Here is a 24,117-nt window from a genome sequence, read left to right as displayed (position 1 = left end):
TTTCAAAATCCGGTGATCTAATCGGAATCAGTCGCAGTTGCGCCTGCGGCTACAATCCCCCGACCCCTGGCGAGGTATGCGTGATGCGGCGTGTGTGGCGATGGCTGGTTGCCGTGCTGGCAGCCCTGGTACTGCTGGGCGCGCTGGCCGCATGGCTGCTGCTGCGCGGCAGCCTGGCCGACCTGGATGGGCAGCATGCCCTGCCCGGCCTGGCCGCCCCGGTGACGGTCGAGCGCGATGCGCTGGGCGTGGTCACCATCACCGCCGGCAGCCAGGCCGATGCCCTGCGGGCGCTCGGCCGGGTGCACGCGCAGGAACGCTTCTTCGAGATGGACCTGATGCGGCGCAGCGCCGCAGGGGAACTGTCCGCCCTGGTCGGCCCGGCTGCGGTCGAGGCCGACAAGCGCATGCGCGTGCACCGCCTGCGCGCGCGCACCGAGGCCCAGCTGTCGGCCGCCCTGGGTGGTGATGCCGCACAGGTGCGGGCCTATGTGGACGGGGTCAACGCCGGGTTGCTGGGCCTGCCGGTGCGCCCCTGGCCCTACCTGCTGCTGCGCCAGCCGCCGCAGCCCTGGCAGGCCAGCGACAGCGTGCTGGCCGGGCTGGCCATGTATGCCGACCTGCAGGACCCGCGCAACCAGACCGAACTGGCCCTGGCCCGCATCCGCGCGGTGGTGCCACCGGCGCTGTATGCCCTGCTGGCGCATGAGGGCAGCCAATGGGATGCGCCCCTGCAGGGTGAACCGCTGGGCGATGCCACGCTGCCCGATGCCAGCCAGCTGGACCTGCGCGCACTGGCAGCCACGCCGGGGGCCGGCCGTGCCGACCCCGATCCCACCGGCAGCAACAACTTCGCCGTGGCCGGGGCCCTGACCGCCGATGGCCGGGCCATCATCGCCGACGACATGCACCTGGGCCTGCGCGCCCCCAGCCTGTGGTTCCGCGTGCGGCTGCGCTATCCCGACCCGCGCGCGCCGGGCGGCCAGGTCGATGTGTCCGGCTTCTCGCTGCCGGGCGTGCCGGCGGTGATCGTCGGCAGCAATGGCCATGTGGCCTGGGGCTTCACCAACGCCTACATCGACACGGCCGACTTCCGCCGTGAACCGGCCGATGCCGCGGTGACCGTGCACCAGGAACGCATTGCCGTGGCCGGCCAGGCCGATGTGATGTTCCCCGTGCGCGAAACCACCTGGGGGCCGGTCCTGCATACCCATGCCGATGGCAGCGGCGATGCGCTGCGCTGGGTGGCGCAGCTGCCCGGCGCGGTGCGCATGGACTTTGCCGACATGGCCCGCGCCGGCACGCTGGCCCAGGCCCTGCAGGTAGCCGACCGCGCCGGGGTACCCGCGCAGAACATGGTCATCGCCGATGCCGCCGGCCACATCGCCTGGCGCCTGGTGGGCCCCCGCCCGGACCGCGCGCCCGGCTGCGCGCCGGTGGGGTATACCGGTGCCAACGCCAGCGGTTGTACGCCCTGGCCGATCCACAGCGATGCGGCACCGGCGCTGATCGACCCGCCCGACCATCGCCTGTGGACGGCCAACACCCGCGTGGTCGATGCGGCGACGCTGGCCACCGTCGGTGATGGCGGCTATGACCTGGGCGCCCGCGCCCGCCAGATCCGCGACCTGCTGGCCAGCCAGGACCGTTTCGACGAACACGACCTGCTGGCGATCCAGCTCGATGACCGCGCCGTGTTCCTGCAGCGCTGGTGGACCCTGCTGCAGCAGGTGGCCGGCCACAGCGACGACCCTGCCCTGCAACGGCTGGCTGCAGCCAGCAAGCACTGGGATGGGCGCGCCTCGGTGGATTCGGTCAGCTACCGCATCACCCGTGGCTTCCGCGGCATCGTGCTGGATACCGTGTCCGGCGCGCTGCTGGCCCCGGCCAAGGCCCGGCTGGGCGATGACTACCTGGAGCCGCGGCTGCCGCAGCTGGAAGGTGTGGTCTGGCCGATGATCGAGCAACGTCCGGCGAACCTGCTGCCGCCGGGTTTCGCCAGCTGGGATGCCCTGCTGGCCGATGCCGCCCGCCGCGTGGAAGCCGATCTGGCCCCCCAGGGGCCGCTGGAACAGCGCACCTGGGGCGAACGCAACACCGCGGACCTGTGCCAGCCGCTCAGCCGCGCCCTGCCCACAGTGGCCCGGCGCTGGCTGTGCATGCCCGCCGACCCGCTGCCCGGCGACCGCGACATGCCACGCGTGCAGGGCCCCAGCTTCGGGGCCTCGCAGCGCATGGTGGTCTCGCCCGGACATGAAGCCGACGGCATCGTGCACATGCCTGGCGGACAGAGCGGGCATCCGCTCTCCCCCTACTGGGGCGCCGGCCACGAGGACTGGGTGCACGGCCGGCCCACGCCGTTCCTGCCGGGCAAGGCACAGCACGTGATGACGCTGGTGCCGGCGCGGTAACGGGGACCGCCGGGCAACGCCCGGCGGATGCTGCAACAACCGTGTGACACGTTCGCCGGGCAGGGCCCGGCGCCACCGCTCAGGCCAGCGCCTGTTCGTGCACCCCGGCCACCGCGCGGCCGGACGGGTCGGCCGCCGCCGCGAAACTGGCATCCCAGGCGATCGCCGCCGGCGAGGAACAGGCGATCGACTTGCCACCGGGCACCGTTTCGGCGGCGGCGCGGCTGGGGAAGAACTGCTCGAACAGGTGCCGGTAGTAGTAGGCCTCCTTGGTCTGCGGCGGGTTGTGCGGGAAGCGCTTGTCCGCTGCCGCCAGCACGCGGTCGCTGACCTGCGCCTCGGCATGCGCCTTCAGCCCATCGATCCAGCCGTAGCCCACCCCATCGCTGAACTGCTCCTTCTGCCGCCACAGGATGCTGTCGGGCAGGTAGCCATCGAAGGCTTCGCGCAGCACCGCCTTTTCGATGCGGCGGCCACCAAAGCCGGCACCGACCATCTTGTGCGCGGCATCGAAGCGCATGGCCACGTCCAGGAACTCGCGGTCCAGGAACGGCACGCGCGGCTCGACCCCCCAGGCCATCATCGATTTGTTCGCACGCAGGCAGTCGTAGTTGTGCAGGGCATCGAGCTTGCGCACCAGTTCCTGGTGGAACTCACGCGCATCCGGCGCCTTGTGGAAGTACAGGTAGCCCCCGAAGATCTCGTCGCTGCCCTCACCGGACAGCACCATCTTCACGCCCATCGCCTTGATCCGGCGCGCCAGCAGGAACATCGGCGTGGACGCACGGATGGTGGTGACATCGTAGGTCTCGATATGGCGGATCACCTCCGGCAGTACGTCCAAGCCTTCCTCGAAGGTGTATTCGAACCCATGGTGGACCGTGCCCAGCGCCTCGGCGGCCACTGCAGCGGCCGCCAGGTCGGGGGAACCCTGCAGGCCGATCGCGAACGAGTGCAGGCGCGGCCACCAAGCTTCGCTCTGCCCGCCATCCTCGACGCGGCGGCGGGCATAACGCGCAGCCACCGCCGCCACCAGCGAGGAATCCAGCCCACCGGACAGCAGCACGCCGTAGGGCACGTCGCTCATCAGCTGGCGCTCCACCGCGCGCTCGAACGCCTGCCGCAGTTCGGCCAGGTCGGCCTGGCGGCCCTGCACATCGGCGTACTCGCGCCACGGCTGCTGGTAGTAGCGCACCAGATCACCGCTGGCGCTGTCGTAGTAATGACCCGGCGGGAACTGGGCGACATCGGCGCAGCTGTCCACCAGCGCTTTCATTTCCGAGGCCACGCGCAGGCGCCCCTGCGCATCGTGCCCCCAGTACAGCGGCACCACGCCGATCGGGTCGCGCGCCACCAGCACACGGCCGGCGGCACGGTCCCACAGGGCGAAGGCAAAGATGCCGTTGAGCTGCTCCAGCCACTGCGCCGGGCTGCCTCCTTGGCGGTACAGGGCGTTGATCACCTCGCAGTCCGAGCCCGTCTGGAAGTCATAGGGCGTGGCCAGTGCGGCCTTCAGCAACTGGTGGTTGTAGATCTCGCCGTTGACCGCCAGCGCCAGCTCGCCATCGCCGGACAGCAACGGCTGCGAACCGCCGGCCGGATCGACGATGGCCAGGCGCTCGTGCACCAGCAGCGCGCCTTCGTCCAGGTACACACCGCTCCAGTCCGGGCCACGGTGCCGCTGGCGCTGTGACCGTTCCAGCGCATGGCGGCGCAGGGCGGGAAGATCGTCACCGGCCTGCAGGCCGAAGATGCCGAAGATCGAACACATGGTGGAACTCCTGTTGTGGGGGTATCACGGGGTTGAGGTGTTCGACCGGCCATCCAGGCCCGGGCGGGTGGCGCCCGGGCACAAAAAAACCCGCATCGGCCGATGCGGGTTTTCTGGTGTCCGGGCGTGTAGTGCTGTCTATCTACCCAGGGCGCAGTCCCGCATCGGCCGCGCACGATTATTCGCGCGCAGATTAGTGCGGTTGGTATTGTTGACGGCGGTGGCCAGGCGGATCGACATGGCAACGAACCTACCCGGCTTTCCCGGGCCGCGCAACAGTTGCGTTGGCAACCAAGCCGCTGGCCTGTCCACAGATGGCGGGCGGTGGCAAGACTGCCGCGCCAGGGCCTGTCTGGCGACAATGGCCCCCCATCCACTGCCCTCGGCACCGCCCATGCCCACCTTCCAGGGGGAAACGATCGACCGCCGCCGCATGCAGGCGATCATCACCGCGCATCCACGCACAGCGGTGTTCGAGGACTGTTCGCTGGAAGGCGGCGATTTCTCCCGGCTGGACATGGATGGCTTCCAGTTCGAGCAGTGCGCCATCGCCGGCTCGCACTGGCTGGCCGCTTCACTGGAGGAAACCCGCTGGAAGCGCTGCCGCGGCGGGCAGGTCGATTTCACCTCCGCCCACCTGAGCGATGCCCGTTTCGCGCATTGCGATCTGAACAACAGCCACTGGCGCCGCTCGACGCTGTCCTCGGTGCAGTTCCAGGACTGCAAGCTGACCGGTGCGCAGTTGCAGGAGGCCGGAGGCTGGCTGCTGTCCTTCCGTGATTGCCTGCTGGTCAGCGCCGACCTGCGCGGGCTGTCGTTCCGCAGTGCGCAGGTGGAAGGCAATGATTTTTCCGACGCGGACCTGTCCGGCTGTGATTTCCGCGGCGCGGTGTTCACCGGGGGCAGCCTGCGCAATGCCCAGACGCGCCTGTCGCGGTTCGAGGGAGCGGACCTGCGCGGCACCGATATCAGCGGCATCAACGTGATGGATGCCAAGCACTTCCGCAAGGCCCTGATCTCGCACCAGCAGGCCGCCTCGGCGATGGCCGCCTTCGGCCTGATCGTCTGCTGATTTCCGCCCCGGTACATCCACGCGGTGCGTGGATGCACGAGCGCCGGCGCGCATCACGCCGATCTGGACCTCAGGCCAGCAGGCGCTCCACCAGCCGCTGGTACAGGCCCGGCAGGGCCTCCAGCTCATCCACGCGCACGTTCTCGTCCACCTGGTGGATGCTGGCATTCACCGGCCCCACTTCGATGCACTGCGCGCCCAGCGGCGCGATGAACCGGGCATCGGAGGTACCACCACCGGTGCTTTCCTCCGGCGCATGGCCGACATGCTCGGCCAGTACCGCGCGTGCTGCTGCGCGCAGCGGCCCTTCCGGGGTGTAGAACGGCTCGCCGCTGCGGTGCCACTTCAGCGTGTACTGCAGGCCATGACGGTCCAGCAGCGTGGTGATCTGCGCTTCCAGCGCCGGTGCATCCCAGTGCGGGTTGTAGCGGATGTTGAAATCCACCACCAGTTCGCCGGGGATCACGTTGTTGGCACCGGTGCCGGCATGCACGTTGGAGATCTGCAGACTGGTCGGCGGGAAGCTCTCATAGCCCTCGTCCCAGCGCCGGGCGCTCAGCTCGGCCAGGGCCGGCGCAGCCTGGTGGATCGGGTTGCGGGCCTTGTCCGGGTAGGCCACATGGCCCTGGATGCCCTGCACCACCAGCTTGGCCGACAGGCTGCCACGACGGCCGACGCGCAGCAGGTCACCCAGCGTGTGCGTGGAGGATGGCTCGCCGGTGATGCACCAGTCGATGCGCTGGCCGCGTTCGGCGAACAGCCGGGCAACATGGCGCACGCCGTCGATGGCATCGCCTTCCTCGTCGCTGGTCAGCAGCACTGCCAGGGTGCCGGTGTGGTCCGGGTGGGCGGCGACGAACTGCTCGGCGGCCACCACGAAAGCGGCAACGCTGCCCTTCATGTCGGCCGCGCCACGCCCGTACAGCACGCCATCGCGGATCTGCGGCTCGAACGGATCACTCTGCCAGGCCTCGCGCGGGCCCGGCGGCACCACGTCGGTATGGCCCAGCAGCACCAGGACCGGCGCGCCGCTGCCATGGGTCGCCCACAGGTTATCGACCTCGCCCAGGCGCAGGTGGTTGCACTGGAAGCCGGCGGCTTTCAGGCGCGTGGCCAGCAATGCCTGGCAGCCGGCATCGTCGGGCGTCACCGAGGGCCGTGCGATCAGCGCGCGGGTCAGCTCCAGGACGGCGCTCACGCGCCGCCCACGCCGAAGCGTGCCTTGAAGCCGTTGTCGGTGAAGCCCTGGCTGACCGTACCGTCGGCGGTGACTACCAGCGGGCGCTTGATCAGCTGCGGGTATTCGCGCAGCAGCAGCTTCCACTCGGCGTCCGAATCGGCCGCCTTGCGGGTGTCCGGCAGCTGCCGCCAGGTGGTGGACGACCGGTTGACCATCGCGCCCAGCCCCCCGAGCTGCGCCGCCCATTCCAGCAGGGTCTCCGGGCTCGGTTTGTTGTCGCGGTAGTCGACGAAGGTGTACGGCACGCCGAAGCGGTCCAGCCACTTGGTCGCCTTCTTGCAGGTATCGCAGTTCTTCAGGCCGTAGACGGTGGTGGTCATGCGCGTGCGTCCGTCAGTCGGCCAGGCCGCGCAGCAGGTCGTTCACGCTGGTCTTGCTGCGGGTCTTGGCATCGACCTGCTTGACGATCACCGCGCAGTACAGCGAGTGGGTGCCATCGGCACTGGGCAGCGAACCGGACACCACCACGCTGTACGGCGGGATGTAGCCGTAGCTGATCTCGCCGGTGGCACGGTTGTAGATGCGGGTGCTCTGGCTGAGGAACACGCCCATGCCGATCACGCTGTGATGGCCGACGACCACGCCCTCCACCACTTCCGAGCGCGCGCCGATGAAGCAATGGTCTTCGATGATGGTCGGGCTGGCCTGCAGCGGCTCAAGCACGCCACCGATGCCGGCGCCGCCGGACAGATGGCAGTGCTGGCCGATCTGCGCGCAGGAACCGACGGTGGCCCAGGTATCGACCATGGTGCCTTCGCCCACGTAGGCACCGATGTTGGTGAAGCTCGGCATCAGCACCACGTCCTTGCCGAAGTACGTGCCGCGGCGGGCGATCGCACCCGGCACCACGCGCACGCCGCCACGGCGGAACTTGGCCTCGTCATAGCCGGCAAAGCGCGATTCGACCTTGTCCCAGAACGGCGCCGGGCGCGCGTCGACCACGGCCATGTCGTTGACGCGGAAGTACAGCAGCACCGCCTTCTTCAGCCACTCGTTGACCTTCCAGCCACCGTGGCCGTCGGGCTCGGCCACGCGGAATTCACCGGTTTCCAGGCCATCGATCACGCGGTTGACCAGAGGGCGGGTGGAGCCTTCCAGCTCGTGCAGGGTCAAGGTGGCGCGGCGCTCGAAGGCGCTTTCGATGCCGAACTTCAGTTCTTCCACGCCCGGCGCGGCCGGCTTGCGCAGCGACTTGCGGGCGATCGACTCGGCGCGCACGGTTTCAGCACTCTTGGCCGGCACCTTGGCGGCCTTCTTGGCGGCGACCTTCTTCACGGCCGGCTTGGCCACGGCCGGCGCCTTGGCAGCGGCTTTCTTCGCCACGGCCGGGGCAGCCGCAGTCTTCTTCGCCGCTGCGGCCTTGGGGGGCGCAGCGGTCTGACCAGCCTTCGGCTGTTGTGAAACTTTCTTGGCGGGCTTGGTGGCCATCAGGGTGTGTCTCCGGCGTTTCGATCAGGGTCCAGGCAGGCCAGCATCGCGTCATGCAGCTGCTGCCGGGCGGGGTCAGTCAGGGGGAGGTCGTGCTCGTCACTGATCACGAAGGTATCTTCGGCGCGTTCGCCGAACGTAGCGATGCGCGCATCATGCACGCGCAGGCCCTGGTTGCGCAGCACATGGGCCACATCGGCCAGCAGGCCGGGGCGGTCGGGCGCGACCAGGGCGAAACGGGTGGCGCCGGGTTCGTCGCGGAACTCGATGCGCGGGGCGAAACGGAAATGGCGCAGCTGCCGCGGCACCACCCGGCGCGAGGGCCGCAACCGGCCCAGATCACCGCCCAGCGCCTCGCGCAGGGCCGCTTCCAGGCCGGTGCTGTCCCCGTCGGCGAAGCTGTCGGCCGGGCTGACCTCGAAGGTATCGAAGATGGTGCCGGCCGGGCCGTCGAGCACGCGCGCGCGATGGATGCCGTAGCCCTTGCGGTCCAGGGTCATCACGATCGCCGCGAACAGGCCATCGCGGTCGGGCGAATGCACGAACACTTCCAGCGCCGGGTCGTCCACGCTGATCCGGCGCACCTTCACCAGGGTCTGGCCCTGCTTGACCGGCACCAGCGCCGCCGCCTGCCAGGCCAGCTGTTCCGGGCGCAGGCGGATGAAGCTTTCATCGGGCATCACCGCGAACTGGCGATCGATGGTGGCATCGTCGTAGCCCTGCTCGCGCACCAGCGCACGCACGCTGTCGCGCGCCTCGGCCACGCGTTCGGCGGCGGGCACCGGGTGTTCCAGCCCTTCGCGCAGCGCGCGCCGCGTGGCGAAGTACAGATCGGCCAGCAGCCGGTCCTTCCATGCATTCCACAGCTTCGGGCTGGTCCCGGCGATATCGGCGCAGGTCAGCAGGTACAGGTAGTCCAGGCGGTCGCGGCTGCCGACCAGCGTGGCGAAACGATGGATCACCGCCGGGTCGGCGATGTCCTGCTTCTGCGCGGTCACCGACATGCGCAGGTGCTGTTCCACCAGCCAGGCCACCAGTTCGGTATCCGATCCGCTCAGGCCATGGCCCTGGCAGAACGCGCGCGCATCCACCGCGCCCAGCTCGGAATGGTCGCCGCCGCGCCCCTTGGCGATGTCATGGAACAGCCCGGCCAGCAGCAGCAGCTCCGGCTTGCGCAGGCGCGGCCACACTTCATGGGCGATGGAGAAACGCTCGTCGGCGCGGCTGCTGGCGAACAGGCCGATGTTGCGCAGGACCATCAGCGTGTGCTGGTCCACGGTGTAGACATGGAACAGGTCGAACTGCATGCGCCCGCTGACCTGCGCAAAGGCCGGAATCCACTGCCCGAGCACGCCCAGCCGGGCCATGCGCGAAAGCGTCTCCACCGGCCGTTGCCCACGCAGCAGCGCCAGGAACAGCTCGCGCGCCTGCGCGTCGGCCTGGTCGTAGGCGGGCAGCCGCGGCAGCGATTCGGCCAGCGCGCGCGCGGTCAGCGAATGCAGGCCACGCACCTGCGGGTTGTTGGCCCAGCTGGCGAACAGCGCGAACACCTGGCCGACATCGCCACGCGGCCAGCCCGGTTCGTTGGCGGCCAGGTAGCCACGACGCAGCGAAAAGCCCACCGTCAGCGGCTCGGGCACGGCTTCGCCGTCGAACTGCTCCTCGAAGCGCTGCAGCAGGCGGTCGCTGATCCGGCGCACCACCGAAGCCGCGCGGTAGAAGCCCTGCATCATCTTCTCGACGCCCAGGTTCTCGGCGTCGTCCTCGAAGCCCAGGCGGGCGGCCAGGGTCTTCTGGTAATCAAAGCGCAACCGCTCTTCCGGGCGCCGCGCCACCAGGTGCAGGCCGAAGCGCAGGCGGGCCAGCACGGCACGTTCGCGCTTGAGCGCGGCCGCCTCATCGGCGCCCAGGTGGCCCAGCCCGACCAGCGCTTCCAGGTCACGCACGCCGAACGCGCGCAGGGCCATCCAGCCCAGGGTATTGAGGTCGCGCAGTCCACCCGGGCCGTCCTTCAGGTCCGGCTCCAGGTTGTCGGCAGTGTCGCCGAAGCGCTGGTGGCGGCTGCGCAGCTCCTCCAGCTTGGCCAGGAAGAACGCACGCGGTGGCCACAGGCCCTGGGCGTCCACCGCCTGCCGCAGCGCGTGCCGGGCCGTATCGTCGGCCACCAGCGGGCGGGCCTCGATCAGCGCGGTCAGCACGGTCTGGTCAGCGGCGGCCTGCTGGCACTGGGCCGCCGAACGCACGGCATGGCTGACCGGCAGGCCACAGTCCCACAGCAGCGCGAACAGGCGCGACAGCCCGGCTTCATGGGCCAGCTGCGCGGGGGCATCACCGGATACCAGCAGGTCGATGTCCGAGCGCGGGAACAGTTCACCCCGCCCGTACCCCCCCACCGCGAACACCGACAAGCCACTGCCGGCCGGCACGCAGCGCTGCCAGGCCAGGCGGATCAGGTGATCGGCCGCACGCGCGCGCAGCGCGATCAGCCGCTCGATGTTGTCGCCCTGGTCGAAGCGGCGGTACAGGCGCGCATCGGCCTGCTGCAGCGCCTGCCGTGCGGCAGCCGCCCATTCGGGATCGTCGAGCGATTCGGCCGGCGCGTCCAGCAGTGAACCCGCCGGCAGCATCCTCAGGCGACCTGCGATTCGCCGGGCGACAGGGTCAGCACGTCCACGCCGGTCTCGGTGACCGCGACCATGTGCTCCCACTGCGCCGACAGCTTGCGGTCCTTGGTCACCACGGTCCAGCCATCGGGCAGCACCTTGTTGTAGCGGGTGCCCTCGTTGATCATCGGCTCGATGGTGAAGGTCATGCCCGGCTGCAGCACCAGGCCCTGGCCCGGGCGGCCGTAATGCACCACCTGCGGCTCATCGTGGTAGACCTTGCCGATACCGTGGCCGCAGTACTCGCGCACCACGCTGAAACGCTCGCCTTCGGCATAGCTCTGGATGGCATGGCCGATGTCGCCCAGGGTCGCGCCCGGGCGCACCGCGCGGATGCCGCGCCACATCGCTTCATAGGTGGTCTCCACCAGGCGGCGCGCCATCACCGACGGGGTGCCGACGAAGTACATGCGGCTGGTGTCGCCATGCCAGCCATCCTTGATGACGGTGACGTCGATGTTGATGATGTCGCCGTCCTTGAGCACCTTCCCTTCGCTGGGGATGCCATGGCAGATCACGTTGTTCACGGATGTGCAGACGGTCTTGGGGAAGCCGCGGTAGCCGACGTTGGCCGGAATGGCGCCCTGCACGTTCACGATGTGGTCGTGGCAGATGCGGTCCAGTTCCTCGGTGGTGACACCGGGCTTGACGTGGGGGGTGACGATGTCGAGCACTTCGCTGGCCAGGCGGCCGGCGATGCGCATCATCTCGATGTCCTGCGGGGTTTTCAGATTCACGCTCATGGCCGCCATTATCGCCGATCCGGACGCAATCTGAACGGACGCCGCCCCAGCGGCGGCCAGCCATGCGCGATTCCGGCAAGGAAGATGAAAAAGTGATGAACGTCACATTTTAGACCCCGCCATTCTCACGACTCCCTGACGCGGGCACGCCCAATCTGGCTCCACTGTCAGGAAAACAGTACGAATCCACCGTTTTCGCCCTGTTCAACAGACCTTCGGGTCAGGGAGGTTGTCCATGCGATCCGCCGTTCGTTCCCCGCTTGCCTGGGCCCTGGCCGGCCTGCTGGTGACCGGCCCGGCCCTGGCCGCCGACACCACCACCTTCAATGTCACCCTGATCGTCACCAAGGCCTGCACCATCACGGCGGCAGCGGCGACCAACGTGGATTTCGGCACCGCCGCGTCCACCGCCACCACGCCCACCCTGGGCCAGGGCACGGTGACCGCGCAGTGCTCGCTGCTGACCCCTTACACGATCGCCCTGAACGCGGGCGCCAATGCCGGCACGGCCAATGACGTCACCACCCGCCGGATGAAGAACACCAACGCGGCGATCACCACCGGCAACTATGTCGGCTACCAGCTCTACCAGGACGCCGCCCACAACACGGTGTGGGGCTCGACCACGGGCACCAACACCCAGGCTGGCATCGGCACCGGCCTGGCAGTGCCGTACATCGTCTATGGCCAGATCGCCAATCTGAGCACCAACAACGCCGCAGCCGGTAACTACCTGGATACGGTCACCGCCACGATCACCTATTGATGGGGGCCGCGCGCATGGCCGGACCTCGCCCGTGGCGCGCCACCGGCGTGGCGTTGCTGCTCACCCTCGGCCTGGCGGCCACCGCCGCGGCGGCCACCAGCCTGCAGGTCGCACCGACCAGCCTGCAGCTTGAGCCGCGCCAGCGTGCCGCCGAGTTGTGGCTGGGCAACAGCGGCACCGCCCCCGTCACCCTGCAGGTCCGCATGTTCCGCTGGGTGCAGCAGGACGGGCAGGAGCAGCTGCTGCCCACCGAGGAACTGATCGCCAGCCCCCCGATGCAGACCCTGGCCGCTGGCCAGCAGCAGCTGGTGCGGGTGATGCGCCAGGGGACCGATGCACCGGCCCGGCAACTGCACTACCGGATGATCGTCGATGAAGTGCCGGACCTGTCCACCCGCGCCAGCGGCATGCAGTTCGTGCTGCGCTATTCGATCCCGGTGTTCGTGCAGCCGGCCGGTGATGCAACCCTCGCGCCGCAGCTGCAGGCGCAGCTGGTCACCCTCGACGACGGCCGGCACGGCGTGGAAATCCGCAACACCGGCGATGGCTATGCGCAGATTGCCGACCTGGCTCTGGGCAGTGCGCAACGGCCGCGCATCGTCCACCCGGGCCTGCTGGGCTACGTCCTGCCCGGCCAGGTGATGCGCTGGCCGCTGGAGCGTACGACGGTCGATCGTGACAATGACCAGATCACGGCCAAGATCAATGGCGAGTCGGACCAGACGCCCCTGTCGCCGCCACCGGCTCGCTGAGGCGGTGATGGCCGCGGCGCTCGGTGCAGCCCTGGCTCCCGCGTCGCTCCACGCGGCCGATGTCTCCGGGGTGTCCGCCGATGTGATGCTGCCACCGCCCACGCCCCTCACCGCCGGCCAGACCCTGTACCTGGACGTCCAGCTCAACCGCACCCCGCGCGGGCTGCTGCCGTTCGTGCTGCTGGGCGGGCGCCTGCAGGCCAGCCCGGAGGTCCTGCGCCAGCTCGGCTTCAACGCCAGCGGCCAGGCCCCGGTGTACCTGGACCAGATCAGCGGGGTGGTGGTGCGCTACGACGCGCGCCTGCAGACCCTGGCCCTGGATGTCCCGCTGGACCAGCTGACCCTGCCGACCACGCAGCTGTCGCAGCCACAGATCCGCCCACCGGCCGCGACCGCTTCTCCCGGCGTGCTGCTCAACTACGACGTGTATGCCAGCCAGGTCGATTCGCTGGGCAACCTGTCGCTGGGCTCGGAACTGCGCGTGTTCGGGCTGGGCAACGGCACCCTGGAAAACACCGCCATCAGCCGCCGCTACCAGCAGTCCGGCGACCGTCGCTGGCGGGGCGAAAGCGTGCGCCTGGATACCCGCTGGACGCTCGACTTCCCGGAACGGGCCTTGACCCTGGAGGTGGGCGATTTCTACAGCGGCTTCGTCGACTGGACCCGCCCGGTACGCATGGGCGGTGTGCAGATCGGCCGCAACTACGGCCTGCAGCCCTACCGCGTGCTGACCCCCACCCCGGCCTTCCTCGGCCAGGCGGTGGTGCCCTCCACCGTCGAGCTGTACGTGGACGGCCTGCGCCAGTACAGCGGGCAGGTGCCGATCGGTCCGTTCCAGCTGGCCGCCCAGCCCGGCATCAGCGGCACCGGCAGTGCCCAGGTGGTGGTCACCGATGCGTTCGGCCGCATGCAGACACTGGATTTCAGCTTCTACGGCACCCAGCAGCTGCTGGCCAAAGGCCTGTCGGACTGGTCGCTGGGCGTGGGCCGGCTGCGCGAGAACTTCGGCATCCATTCGTTCGACTACGACGGCCGCACGGTGGCCAATGCCAGCTGGCGCGGCGGCATCAGCGACCGCTTCACCGGCGAGGTGCACGCCGAGGGCGGCGGCGGCCTGGCCCAGGCCGGCGCCGGCGGCTGGTGGCTGCTGGGCGGTGCCGGCGTGTTCAATGCCGCCTATGCGCGCAGCCGCTATGAGGGGCTCGGCGGCGGGCAGCTGGCACTGGGCTACAGCTGGAACAACCGGCATTTCAACCTCAACCTGCGCAGCGTGCGCAGCCACGGCGACTACCGCGACCTGGGCGCGCTGCAGGGCAACCTGCCACCGGACCTCAGCGAGCAGGCCACGGTGGGCGTGGACCTGCGCGAACTGGGTTCGCTCAGCGCCAGCTACCTGCGCCTGCGCTACCCCGATGGCGAGGACAACCGCTATGCCAGCCTGTTCTGGTCGCGCAGCTTCAACCAGCGCTGGTCGGCCTACCTCTCGCTCAACCAGAACCTGGACCGCAGCAGCGACCGCAGCGTCTATCTCTCGCTCAACGCCAACCTCGGCGACAACCGCCAGGCCAGCCTGTCCACCCAGCGCAATGGCGACCGGCAGAGCTGGGTGGCCGACGTCAGCAGGCCGGTGCCCGGCGACGGCAGTGCCGGCGGCATCGGCTGGCGCGCACAGGTGCGCCAGAGCGATGGCGACGTCGGCGGCCTGGCCGAAGTAGGCCTGCTCAACGATGTCGGCCGCTACTCACTGGGCGTATCACGCCAGGCCGGGCTGAACTATGCCTATGGCAGCGCCAGCGGCAGCCTGGTCTGGATGGGGGGGCATGGCTTCGCCACCCGCGAGGTGTCCGACGCCTTCGCCGTGGTCAGCACCAACGGCGTGGCCGGCGTGCCGGTACGGCTGGAGAACCGCCTGATCGGCGTGACCGACACACGCGGCCTGCTGCTGGTGACACCGGTACTGTCGTGGCAGCGCAACCGGGTCTCCATCGACACCCTGGACCTGCCGGCGGACATGCGCGCGGACAGCGTCGAGGCGGCGGTAACCCCGCGCCAGCGCGCCGGTGCGCAGGTCAACTTCAACCTGCGCGCGCGCGCCGTGCTGAACCTGGTACTGCAAGACATGGCCGGTACCCCGCTCGATGTCGGCAGCGAGGTGCTGCTGCCCGACGGGCGCCAGGCCACGGTGGGGTATGACGGCCTGCTGTACCTGGAAGATGTGCCGGCCGGCAGCGTGCTCTACATCACCACCAGCAACGGGCCGTGCCGGATCCGGGTGCCGGCGCCCCCGAAGGCCGCGGCCAGCGGTGCCAGCGTGCGGCCGGCACCGATCGCCTGCATTCCGGAGGTGGCGCCGTGAGGGCCCTGCTGCTGCTTGCCCTGCTGCTGGCGGGCCTGCTGGCCGCTCAGCCGGCGCGTGCGGCCACCACCTGCAGCGCGGTGGTCGATGCCGCCCTGCCCTTCGGCACCATCAGCAATGCCGCTGCCGGCCCCAGCAACGCCACGCTCAACATCCGCATCACCTGCAACACATTGGCCCTGGCCCTGCTGGCCAACGCCGCCGTGCGGGTCTGCGTGGGCATCGGCAATGGCGATGGCGGCACCACCACCACGCCGTGGCGCACGATGGTCAACGGCAACGGCGACACGATGAACTTCCAGCTGTACAACGACACCGGCTACAGCCAGATCACCGGCCTGACCCCCAACGGCACGCCGCCGGCCAAGGAGCTGACCCTGGTCTATTCGGTGCCGGCGCTGGTGGGCGGCAGCGGCGTGGTGACCACCCAGCTGTCGGCGCAGATCCCGGCCAACCAGACCCTGGCATCGGGCAACTACAGCCGCACGTTCAGTGGCGCCAACGTGGTACTCAACTGGGCCTACGGGGAAACCATCATCGGCAACGCCACCATGCCCTCGACCTGCCTGGCCGGGGTATCGGGTACCGGCAGCGCCAGCGGCGTGGGCACCTTCACCGCCACTGCCAACGTGCTGCCGCAGTGCGGCAGCTACCTGACCACCGACCTGGATTTCGGCACCGTGGCCGGCGGCATCAGCAGCAACATCGACCGCACCGCCACCCTGACCCTGACCTGCCTGCGCCGCACCGCCTACCAGATCAGCCTGGACAACGGCCAGAACAGCCTGGGCACCGTCCGCCGCATGCGCACCACGATCAACAACAGCAACTACTACCTCACCTACGAGCTGTACCGCGACTCCAACCGCAGCCAGCGCTGGGGCAACACGCTCAACGTGGACACCTACGGCAACACCGGCACCGGCAGCGCCCAGCAGGTGACCGTCTATGGCCGGGTCAGCCCGGTCACCGGCCAGCCCCCGGCCGGCACCTATACCGACCGGGTGCAGGTGACCATCACCTACTGAGCGGCCCGCACCGGCACTACAGAAGCCCGGCAATGGGCCGATAATGGGCAGTGGACAGACTGCCTGACGGATGGCCGGTGCGACGTACGTTGTTGATGGGGGCGTTGATCGCCGCCGCCCTGCCGGCCGGGGCTGAACCTGCCGTACACCCCCTGCAGATCCGCCTGACCGTCGTGGAAGGCTGCCCGGCCGGCGACCGGCCGTGCGCGGTCCCGCGCCAGCGCAGCGATGCGCCCGGCCTGCCCGCGCAGCTGCGCGAACTGGCCCCCTCTGCGGCCCTGGCAGGCGACGACGCGGTGCGCGTACCGCTGACCACCATCTACTGATGGCGCGGTGGCTGCTGCTGGCACTGGCCCTGCTGCTGGCCGCGCCTGCGCCCGCGCTGGAACTGCTGCCGACCACGCTGCAGCTCGCGCCCGGCCAGGACCGCACCGAACTGTGGCTGTACAACCCCGGCCCCACCCGCTGGCAGGGCCAGCTGCGCGTGCTGGCCTGGGACCAGCAGCTGGACGCCGAGCGGCTGCATGACAGCGACCAGATGCTGGCCAGCCCCGCCCGGCTGGACCTGCCTGCCGGTACCCGGCAGCGGGTCTGGCTGCTGCCCTCGCCCACGGCGGTGCCGGCAACCGGCGGCGAGCAGGCGTTCCGCGTGCTGCTCGAACCGGACAGCCCCGGGCTGCCGCGCTATTCGCTGCCGCTGTTCAGCGGCCTGCCCTCCTACACCACCGCCCCCCAGGTCCGGGCCCGGCTGGACGCGGACGGCCAGGCGCCGCGCCTGTGGCTGGAAAACACCGGCCCGCTGCACGCCCGCCTGAGCGAACTGATGTACGAGGCCGCCGATGGCCAGCGCAGCGTGCTGCTGCCCGGCCTGGCCGGCTATGTGCTGGCCGGGCGGCAGCGGCGCTGGGCCCTGCCGCCGCGTGCCGACGGCTACGCCGGCGGGCGCTTCCTGGCCCGCCTGCAGGACGGCGTGGAGGCGGTCCTGACCCGCCCGGCCGGGCAAATTGCGCCGGCGGCCGCTGCCGGGCTATAATCGACCGGATTCCTGCAGGCCCCGTGCCCGCAGGGGCCCGTCCACACCGGACGTCACCGGTGAATCCACACCTGCCATCCCCATCCGTGCCGGGGTGCCCCTCCCAAGGGGTTCGGCCACGGAGATGACAGGGAAGCCCAACCCCGGAACCCCGCGCATCCACGCGTCCCGCACACTTTCCGCGGGCGGATGCAGCAGGTTCCCCATCAGGAGTATTGCAATGCCCCAGGTCACCATGCGTCAGATGCTGGAAGCCGGCGTCCACTTCGGCCACCAGACCCGCTACTGGAACCCCAAGATGGCTCCGTACATCTTCGGCGCCCGCGGCAAGATCCACATCATCAACCTGGAAAAGACCGTCCCGCTGTTCAACGACGCGATGAACTTCATCTCGTCCGTTGCCCAGAAGCGCGGCACCATCCTGTTCCTGGGCACCAAGCGCAGCGCCCGCGAAACCATCAAGGAAGAAGCCGAGCGTTGCGGCATGCCGTTCATGAACCAGCGCTGGCTGGGCGGCACCCTGACCAACTTCCGTACCGTCAAGCAGTCGGTTGCCCGCCTGAAGGAACTGGAAGCCGGTGAAACCGACGGCACCTTCGAAAAGCTGGTCAAGCACGAAGTGCTGGGCCTGCGCCGCGAGCGCGACAAGCTGGAAGCCTCGCTGGGCGGCATCAAGGAAATGAACCGCCTGCCGGACGCCATCTTCGTGATCGACATCGGCCACGAAGACATCGCCATCAAGGAAGCCAAGAAGCTGGGCATCCCGGTCATCGCCGTGGTCGACACCAACTACAACCCGGAACTGGTGGACTACGCCATCCCGGGCAACGATGACGCCATCCGCGCCGTGCAGCTGTACGCCCGCGCCGCCGCCGATGCCGTGCTGGAAGGCAAGGCCGCTGCTCCGCACGCCGCTTCGGTGCGCGAAGAAGAGTTCGCCGATGCCGTCGCCGAAGGCGAAGAGGCCAAGCCGGCCCGTCGCGCTCCGGCCAAGAAGGCTGGCGGCAAGAAGGCCGACGAAGCCCAGGCCTGATCCCGGCCCTCGGTGGGCGCCTGGCGCCCACCCTCCCTGCACCCCACCTGCGGGTGACAGGGTGATGTCACATGGGCCGGCCAACATGCCGGCCCAACCCCTTTCTTTCGTGAGGTAATCCCGTGGAAATCACTGCTTCCCTGGTCAAGGAACTGCGCGAGCGCACCGGCGCCGGCATGATGGAGTGCAAGAAGGCACTCACCGAAGCTGGCGGCGACATCAACGCCGCTGCTGAAGCCCTGCGCAAGTCCGGTGCCGCCAAGGCCGACAAGAAGGCTGACCGCGTGGCTGCCGAAGGCCGCCTGGGCCTGGCCCAGGACGGTGGCAAGGCCGTGCTGGTCGAGATCAACTCGGAAACCGACTTCGTCGCCAACGACATCAACTTCAAGAACTTCGTCGACGCCGTCGCCGCGGCCGCGCTGGCCTCCGGCGCTGCTGACGTCGAAGCCCTGAAGACCGCCACCCTGGCCGATGGCCGCGTCGTCGAAGAAGCCCGCGCCACCGCCGTGCAGACCCTGGGTGAGAACATCCAGATCCGCCGCCTGGTGAAGGTCGACACCACCGGCAACGTCGGTGCCTACGTCCACACCAACGGCAAGGTCGGCGCCCTGGTCAACCTGATCGGCGGCGACGTCGAGCTGGCCCGCGGCCTGGCCATGCACGTGGCCGCGCTGAAGCCGCCGCACAACAAGGCTGCCGATGTGCCGGCCGACTTCGTGGAAAAGGAAAAGGAAATCGAACTGGCCAAGATGTCCGAGAAGGACAAGTCCAAGCCGGCCGACATCCTGGAAAAGATCATCAGCGGCAAGATCAACAAGATCGTCAGCGAAGTGACCCTGTACGGCCAGAGCTACGTGCTGGACGGCGACAAGACCGTCGAGCAGGTGGTCAAGGCTGCCGGCGGCGACGTGGCGGGCTTCCAGCTGCTGGTCGTCGGTGAAGGCATCGAAAAGGTGGTGGAAGACTACGCCGCCGAAGTCGCCAAGGCGATGCAGGTCTGATTCCAGCCTTTCCGGCTGCAGGATGACCCGGGGAAGCCGCGCACCGCGCGGCTTCCTTTTTTTTACCTTTTGCGTTGTGAGCGATTCGGGCCGATACTCCCCCACTGGGGAACGACGCAGTCCTTAGCAGGAAGACGACACCAAGACTGTGATGTATTCCTCGGTATTCTTGTCCTACTGGAATCCGAAAGACCCGACATGTCGCCCGAGCTGACCGCCGCCCTGACCCTGTGCCGCAACCTGCCCTCGCCGCCGGGGATCGCCCTGCGCATCATCGAGCTGGCGCAGGATCCGGAGGCGGAAATCGCCACCGCCGCGGACATCATCGCCATCGACATGGCGCTCAGCGCGCGCATGCTGCGCATCGCCAATTCACCGCTGTACGCAAGCCGCCGGCGCATCGAGAACCTGGCCCAGGCGCTGACCATGCTGGGCCTGAACGCCACGGTGAGCCTGGCGCTGGGCTTCACGGTCACCCAGGGCCTGGTCGGCAATGGCGGCGACAGCCATGACCTGCGCGAGCGCGCCTGGCGGCGCAGCATCCTCAGCGCACTGGCGGCCAGCCAGCTGGGCCAGGCCCGTGGCCTGCGCCGGCTGGAGGAGCTGATGCTGGCCGGCCTGCTGCAGGACATCGGCGTGCTGTGCCTGGCACAGACACAACCCGACCGTTACCTGCCCCTGCTGCGCGATGCCCAGGACAACACGGCCCTGGTCGCGCGCGAGCGCGAGGCACTGGACTGCACCCACGCCGATGTCGGCGCCTGGGTGGCCGAGCAGTGGGGCCTGCCACGCTACCTGGTGGACAGCATCAAGCGCAGCGAGGATGGCGAACCGGCCAGCGACCCGTTCCAGGCCTGCGTGCAGCTGGCCGGCCCGGTGGCCGACATCTGGCTGGCCGACGATGCCGACGCTGCGCGTGAATGCGCCCTGCAGCAGGTGCATGCCCAGCTGGGCCTGGACAGCGCCCGCTTCGACCAGGTGCTGGCCCGCATCAGCGAGGCCCTGCCGGACATCGCCAGCCTGTTTGACAGCGGGCTCAATTCCCCGCTGCGGGTGCGCGAACTGATCGACCACGCACAGGAACTGGCCACGCTGCGCAACCTGCGTGAAATGCAGGATGCCGAGCAGGCGCGCCGTCGCGCCGACGAATTCGAAGCCCGCGCCAAGCGGCTGGCCGACCAGGCCCACCGCGACGCATTGACCGGCGTCCTCAACCGGCGCCAGCTCGAAGCGGTGCTGGAACAGGAATTCAACCGCGCCGCCCGGCATGGCTGGCCGCTGTCGGTGGCCTTCATCGACCTGGATGACTTCAAGAAGATCAACGACGCCCACGGCCATCTCACCGGCGATGAGGTGCTGCGCGTGTTCGCCGGCAAGCTGCAGGGGCAGCTGCGCCACAGCGACACCGTGGCGCGCTTCGGCGGCGAGGAGTTCGTGGCCCTGCTGCCCAACACCACCGAGAACGTGGCCCTGGACGTGATCCGGCGCGTGCTGGCCAGCATCGTGTCCACGCCCATGGCCGAACTGGAGGGCGGGCCGCTGTTCGTGACCTTCTCCGCCGGCGTGGCCACCCAGGGCGGTTACGAACGCTTTGCCGATGTGAACGACCTGCTGCGCGCGGCCGACGATGTGCTGTACCGCTCCAAGAACCTGGGCCGCAACCGGGTCATCGCCCGCTCCCCCGGCGAGCTGGGCCATGACGAACTGGCGGCCGCGGCCGGGGTGGAACTGGGCTGAACGACAGCCGCCCGATCGCGCTGCAATGCACAAAACACTTTGGCCGGGGGCCACTTGCCAGTAGAATCCCCCGCGATTCCACGCACCCGAGGTTCCCATGTCCAAGCTCGCCTATCGCCGCATCCTGTTGAAACTTTCCGGGGAGGCGCTGATGGGAGACGAGGACTACGGCATCGACCCGAAGGTCATCAACCGCCTGGCCCGTGAGGTCATCGAAGCCCAGCAGGCCGGCGCCGAAGTGGCCCTGGTGATCGGCGGCGGCAACATCTTCCGCGGCGCAGGCCTGGCCGCCGGCGGCATGGACCGCGTCACCGGCGACCAGATGGGCATGCTGGCCACGGTCATCAACGCCCTGGCCATGCAGGACGCGCTGGAGAAACTGGGCGCCAAGGCCCGCGTGATGAGCGCGATCAAGATCAACGACGTGTGCGAGGACTACATCCGCCGCCGCGCCATCCGCCACCTGGAAAAGGGCCGCCTGGTCATCTTCGCCGCCGGCGTCGGCAGCCCGTTCTTCACCACCGATTCGGGCGCGGCACTGCGCGCCATCGAGATCGGCGCCGACCTGCTGCTGAAGGCCACCAAGGTGGATGGTGTCTACGACAAGGACCCCAACAAGTACAGCGATGCCGTGCGCTTTGACAGCCTGAGCTACGACGAGGTGATCCGCCGCGGCCTGGAAGTGATGGATACGGCCGCCTTCGCCCTGGCCCGCGACAGCGACCTGCCGATGCGCGTGTTCGACATGGGCCAGCCGGGCGAGCTGCTGAAGATCCTGCACGGCTCCAATATCGGCACCCTGGTGCAGGGCCGCGACCCGGCCTGAACCGGGTCCGGGCGACGCCAGCCCGCTCCGGGCCCGGCGTCGTCCCGTATTCGCCTATAATCGCCCGATTCCAGTTACATCCAGGACCCGGGCGATGCTCAACGACATCAAGAACAACGCGCAGACGCGCATGGCCAAGAGCATCGACGCTCTGAAGCACACCCTCACCTCCGTCCGCACCGGGCGTGCCACCCCCGCCCTGCTGGACCGCGTGACGGTCAACGCCTATGGCAACGCCAGCACCCCGCTGAACCAGGTGGCGTCCATTTCCAACGCCGATGCCCACTCGCTGCTGGTCACGCCCTTCGACAAGAGCATGATCAAGGAAATCGAGAAGGGCCTGTACAACCACGAGTTCACCCCGAACACGCTGGGCGCGGCGATCCGCATCAACATGCCGCCGCCGACCGAAGAGCGCCGCAAGGAGCTGGTCAAGCAGGTGCAGAAGGAAGGCGAAGGCGCCAAGATCGCCATCCGCAACATCCGCCAGGATGCCAACAAGGAAGTGGCCAAGCTGGTCAAGGACAAGGCGATCAGCGAAGACGAGAAGAAGCGCGGCGAAGACGACATCCAGAAGCTGACCGATGCCAGCATCAAGGACGTCGACAAGGTCGTCGCCGAAAAGGAAAAGGAACTGCTGTCGGTCTGAAGTCGATGCCTTCAGTCCCGCCTCCTCTTCCGGCCGCGCTGCCGCGCCACGTTGCCATCATCATGGATGGCAACGGGCGTTGGGCGCAGCTGCGCCGCCGCCCCCGCATCATCGGCCACCGTGCCGGTGCGCGCGCGGTCAACCGTACGATCGAGCGCTGCCTTGAACTGGGCATCCCCGCGCTGACCCTGTTCGCCTTCTCCAGCGAGAACTGGGGCCGGCCGCAGGAGGAAGTCGATGCGCTGATGAAACTGTTCCTCGGCGCGCTCGACCGCGAAGTGGACGAGCTGCACCGCCGTGGCGTGCGCGTGCGCTTCATCGGCGACCGCGAGCGTTTCGGTGCCGGGCTGGTCAGCCGCATGCAGCTGGCCGAACAGCGCACCGCCGACAACACGGCCATGACCCTGTCCATCGCCGCCAGCTATGGTGGACGGCAGGACATCGCCCATGCCGCCCGCGCGCTGGCCGCCGAGGTGGCTGCCGGCCGCCTGCTGCCCGAACAGATCGACGAAAGCCTGCTGGGCCGTCACGTCGCCCTGGCCGACCTGCCGCCGCCGGACCTGTTCATCCGCACCGGCGGCGACACCCGCATCAGCAACTTCCTGCTGTGGCAGCTGGCCTACACCGAGCTGTGGTTCACCGAGGCGCTGTGGCCGGATTTCGATGCCACGCAGCTGCAGTTGGCACTTGACGCCTATGCCGGGCGCGAACGCCGCTTCGGCCTGACCAGCGCCCAGATCGCCGCCCTGGCCACCGAGACGTCCATTCCATGACCAAGACCCGAGTCCTTGCCGCGCTCATCATGGCGCCGGCTGCCATCGCCGCGATCCTGCTGCTGCCGACCCAGTGGCTGGCCGCCGCGGCTGCCGCCGTCCTGCTGATCGGCCTGTGGGAATGGCTGAAGCTGGCCGAGGTGGACGATACGCTGGCCCGTACCGTGCTGCTGGTGCTGAACCTGGTGCTGATGGTGCTGATGGTCTGGGCCGACGCCGGCAGCATGGTGCTGTTCCAGATCGCCACCCTGGTGGGGGTCGGCTGGTGGCTGCTGGCCCTGCTGTGGCTGCGCTTCTACCAGTTCGGCACCCAGCCGGGCAGCCCGGCGCGCATCTTCAAGCTGCTGGCGGGTACGCTGGCCATCGTGCCGGCGTGGGCCTCGCTGGTGCTGATCCATGCCGGTGGCGATTCCACCACCGGCAATGGCCACCTGTGGCTGCTGGCCGCGCTGGCGCTGGTGTGGGCGGCCGATTCGGGCGCCTACTTCGCCGGGCGCCGCTTCGGGCGCCACAAGCTGGCCCCGCGGATCAGCCCGAACAAGACCTGGGAAGGCCTGTTCGGCGGCCTGCTGGCCGGCGTGGCCGTTGCCCTCGGCCTGGGCTGGCTGGCCGGCGTGGAGACCGCGCACCTGCCCGGGCTGCTGGTCACCTCGGTGGTGGCCGTGTTCGCCTCGGTACTGGGCGACCTGTACGAAAGCCTGATCAAGCGCCATGCCGGTGCCAAGGATTCGGGCAACCTGATTCCCGGCCACGGTGGCGTGCTCGACCGCGTCGACGGCGTGCTGGCGGCCCTGCCGGTGTTCGCGCTGGGCAAGGCCATCTTCGGATTCTGACC

21 protein-coding genes are annotated in these 24,117 nt (G+C 69.1%); 15 read left to right on the top strand and 6 right to left on the bottom strand.

Annotated features, from left to right (window positions below; genetic code table 11):
• Window positions 1-83 precede the first annotated feature (83 nt).
• A complete protein-coding gene (locus tag Q9R17_RS15100; RefSeq protein WP_308155418.1) occupies window positions 84-2,411 on the top strand; it encodes a penicillin acylase family protein in 2,328 nt (775 codons plus the stop codon).
• A gap of 79 nt (window positions 2,412-2,490) precedes the next feature.
• Here Q9R17_RS15100 and asnB read toward each other — a convergent pair whose 3' ends face one another.
• On the bottom strand, window positions 2,491-4,182 hold the full coding sequence (gene asnB / locus Q9R17_RS15095) for an asparagine synthase B (RefSeq protein WP_308155417.1): 1,692 nt from the start codon (window positions 4,180-4,182) through the stop codon (window positions 2,491-2,493).
• Between the two features lie 394 nt (window positions 4,183-4,576).
• Between asnB and Q9R17_RS15090 the strand changes: the two genes are divergently transcribed.
• On the top strand, window positions 4,577-5,254 hold the full coding sequence (locus Q9R17_RS15090) for a pentapeptide repeat-containing protein (protein ID WP_308155416.1): 678 nt from the start codon (window positions 4,577-4,579) through the stop codon (window positions 5,252-5,254).
• A gap of 70 nt (window positions 5,255-5,324) precedes the next feature.
• On the opposite strand, the gene dapE is transcribed toward Q9R17_RS15090, so the two are convergent.
• The 5 genes from dapE to map are packed head-to-tail and all read right to left on the bottom strand — an operon-like array spanning window position 5,325 to window position 11,328.
• Window positions 5,325-6,452, bottom strand: coding sequence for a succinyl-diaminopimelate desuccinylase (dapE, locus tag Q9R17_RS15085; protein ID WP_308155415.1), 1,128 nt, complete (start codon window positions 6,450-6,452; stop codon window positions 5,325-5,327).
• Window positions 6,449-6,814, bottom strand: a complete 366-nt coding sequence (locus tag Q9R17_RS15080; RefSeq protein WP_308155414.1) for a Spx/MgsR family RNA polymerase-binding regulatory protein — start codon at window positions 6,812-6,814, stop codon at window positions 6,449-6,451. Before Q9R17_RS15080 ends, dapE begins: the two co-directional genes overlap by 4 nt.
• A 13-nt stretch (window positions 6,815-6,827) precedes the next feature.
• Window positions 6,828-7,922, bottom strand: coding sequence for a 2,3,4,5-tetrahydropyridine-2,6-dicarboxylate N-succinyltransferase (dapD, locus tag Q9R17_RS15075; protein WP_308155413.1), 1,095 nt, complete (start codon window positions 7,920-7,922; stop codon window positions 6,828-6,830).
• Entirely contained in the window at window positions 7,922-10,549 is a 2,628-nt protein-coding gene (locus Q9R17_RS15070; protein ID WP_308155412.1) for a [protein-PII] uridylyltransferase, read from the bottom strand. The genes dapD and Q9R17_RS15070 overlap by 1 nt, the downstream gene beginning before the upstream one ends.
• A 2-nt stretch (window positions 10,550-10,551) precedes the next feature.
• Window positions 10,552-11,328 (bottom strand): type I methionyl aminopeptidase, encoded by a 777-nt coding sequence (gene map / locus Q9R17_RS15065; protein ID WP_308155411.1) that lies wholly within the window; start codon window positions 11,326-11,328, stop codon window positions 10,552-10,554.
• 235 nt (window positions 11,329-11,563) lie between these two features.
• Between map and Q9R17_RS15060 the strand changes: the two genes are divergently transcribed.
• From Q9R17_RS15060 to Q9R17_RS15000, 13 genes are all read left to right on the top strand, one after another.
• A complete protein-coding gene (locus Q9R17_RS15060) occupies window positions 11,564-12,094 on the top strand; it encodes a spore coat U domain-containing protein (RefSeq protein WP_308155410.1) in 531 nt (176 codons plus the stop codon).
• Window positions 12,094-12,846 (top strand): molecular chaperone, encoded by a 753-nt coding sequence (locus Q9R17_RS15055; RefSeq protein WP_308155409.1) that lies wholly within the window; start codon window positions 12,094-12,096, stop codon window positions 12,844-12,846. Before Q9R17_RS15060 ends, Q9R17_RS15055 begins: the two co-directional genes overlap by 1 nt.
• A 7-nt stretch (window positions 12,847-12,853) precedes the next feature.
• Window positions 12,854-15,202, top strand: a complete 2,349-nt coding sequence (locus Q9R17_RS15050; RefSeq protein ID WP_308155408.1) for a fimbria/pilus outer membrane usher protein — start codon at window positions 12,854-12,856, stop codon at window positions 15,200-15,202.
• The gene (locus Q9R17_RS15045) at window positions 15,199-16,230 is read left to right on the top strand and encodes a spore coat U domain-containing protein (RefSeq protein ID WP_308155407.1); all 1,032 of its coding nucleotides are present in this window, start codon (window positions 15,199-15,201) and stop codon (window positions 16,228-16,230) included. The genes Q9R17_RS15050 and Q9R17_RS15045 overlap by 4 nt, the downstream gene beginning before the upstream one ends.
• 77 nt (window positions 16,231-16,307) lie before the next feature.
• Window positions 16,308-16,556 (top strand): hypothetical protein, encoded by a 249-nt coding sequence (locus Q9R17_RS15040; protein WP_308155406.1) that lies wholly within the window; start codon window positions 16,308-16,310, stop codon window positions 16,554-16,556.
• Window positions 16,556-17,263, top strand: coding sequence for a molecular chaperone (locus Q9R17_RS15035; protein ID WP_308155405.1), 708 nt, complete (start codon window positions 16,556-16,558; stop codon window positions 17,261-17,263). The genes Q9R17_RS15040 and Q9R17_RS15035 overlap by 1 nt, the downstream gene beginning before the upstream one ends.
• A 220-nt stretch (window positions 17,264-17,483) precedes the next feature.
• Complete coding sequence (gene rpsB / locus Q9R17_RS15030; protein ID WP_308155404.1) at window positions 17,484-18,296, top strand: 30S ribosomal protein S2; 813 nt, start codon at window positions 17,484-17,486, stop codon at window positions 18,294-18,296.
• 122 nt (window positions 18,297-18,418) lie between these two features.
• Window positions 18,419-19,297: a translation elongation factor Ts gene (gene tsf, locus Q9R17_RS15025; protein ID WP_308155403.1), complete on the top strand. Its 879-nt coding sequence runs from the start codon at window positions 18,419-18,421 to the stop codon at window positions 19,295-19,297.
• A 198-nt stretch (window positions 19,298-19,495) separates the two neighbouring features.
• Window positions 19,496-21,034: a GGDEF domain-containing protein gene (locus Q9R17_RS15020; RefSeq protein WP_308155402.1), complete on the top strand. Its 1,539-nt coding sequence runs from the start codon at window positions 19,496-19,498 to the stop codon at window positions 21,032-21,034.
• Window positions 21,035-21,131: 97 nt separating this feature from the next.
• Window positions 21,132-21,860 (top strand): UMP kinase, encoded by a 729-nt coding sequence (gene pyrH / locus Q9R17_RS15015; protein WP_308155401.1) that lies wholly within the window; start codon window positions 21,132-21,134, stop codon window positions 21,858-21,860.
• A 94-nt stretch (window positions 21,861-21,954) separates the two neighbouring features.
• The gene (gene frr, locus Q9R17_RS15010) at window positions 21,955-22,509 is read left to right on the top strand and encodes a ribosome recycling factor (RefSeq protein WP_308155400.1); all 555 of its coding nucleotides are present in this window, start codon (window positions 21,955-21,957) and stop codon (window positions 22,507-22,509) included.
• Between the two features lie 5 nt (window positions 22,510-22,514).
• A complete protein-coding gene (gene uppS / locus Q9R17_RS15005; protein WP_308155399.1) occupies window positions 22,515-23,282 on the top strand; it encodes a polyprenyl diphosphate synthase in 768 nt (255 codons plus the stop codon).
• Window positions 23,279-24,115, top strand: a complete 837-nt coding sequence (locus Q9R17_RS15000; RefSeq protein WP_308155398.1) for a phosphatidate cytidylyltransferase — start codon at window positions 23,279-23,281, stop codon at window positions 24,113-24,115. Before uppS ends, Q9R17_RS15000 begins: the two co-directional genes overlap by 4 nt.
• Window positions 24,116-24,117 lie beyond the last annotated feature (2 nt).

Origin of the sequence: Stenotrophomonas sp. 24(2023), from assembly GCF_030913365.1 — a bacterium.
GTDB lineage: Bacteria > Pseudomonadota > Gammaproteobacteria > Xanthomonadales > Xanthomonadaceae > Stenotrophomonas.
This window is presented reverse-complemented; position numbering and strand designations above follow the sequence as displayed.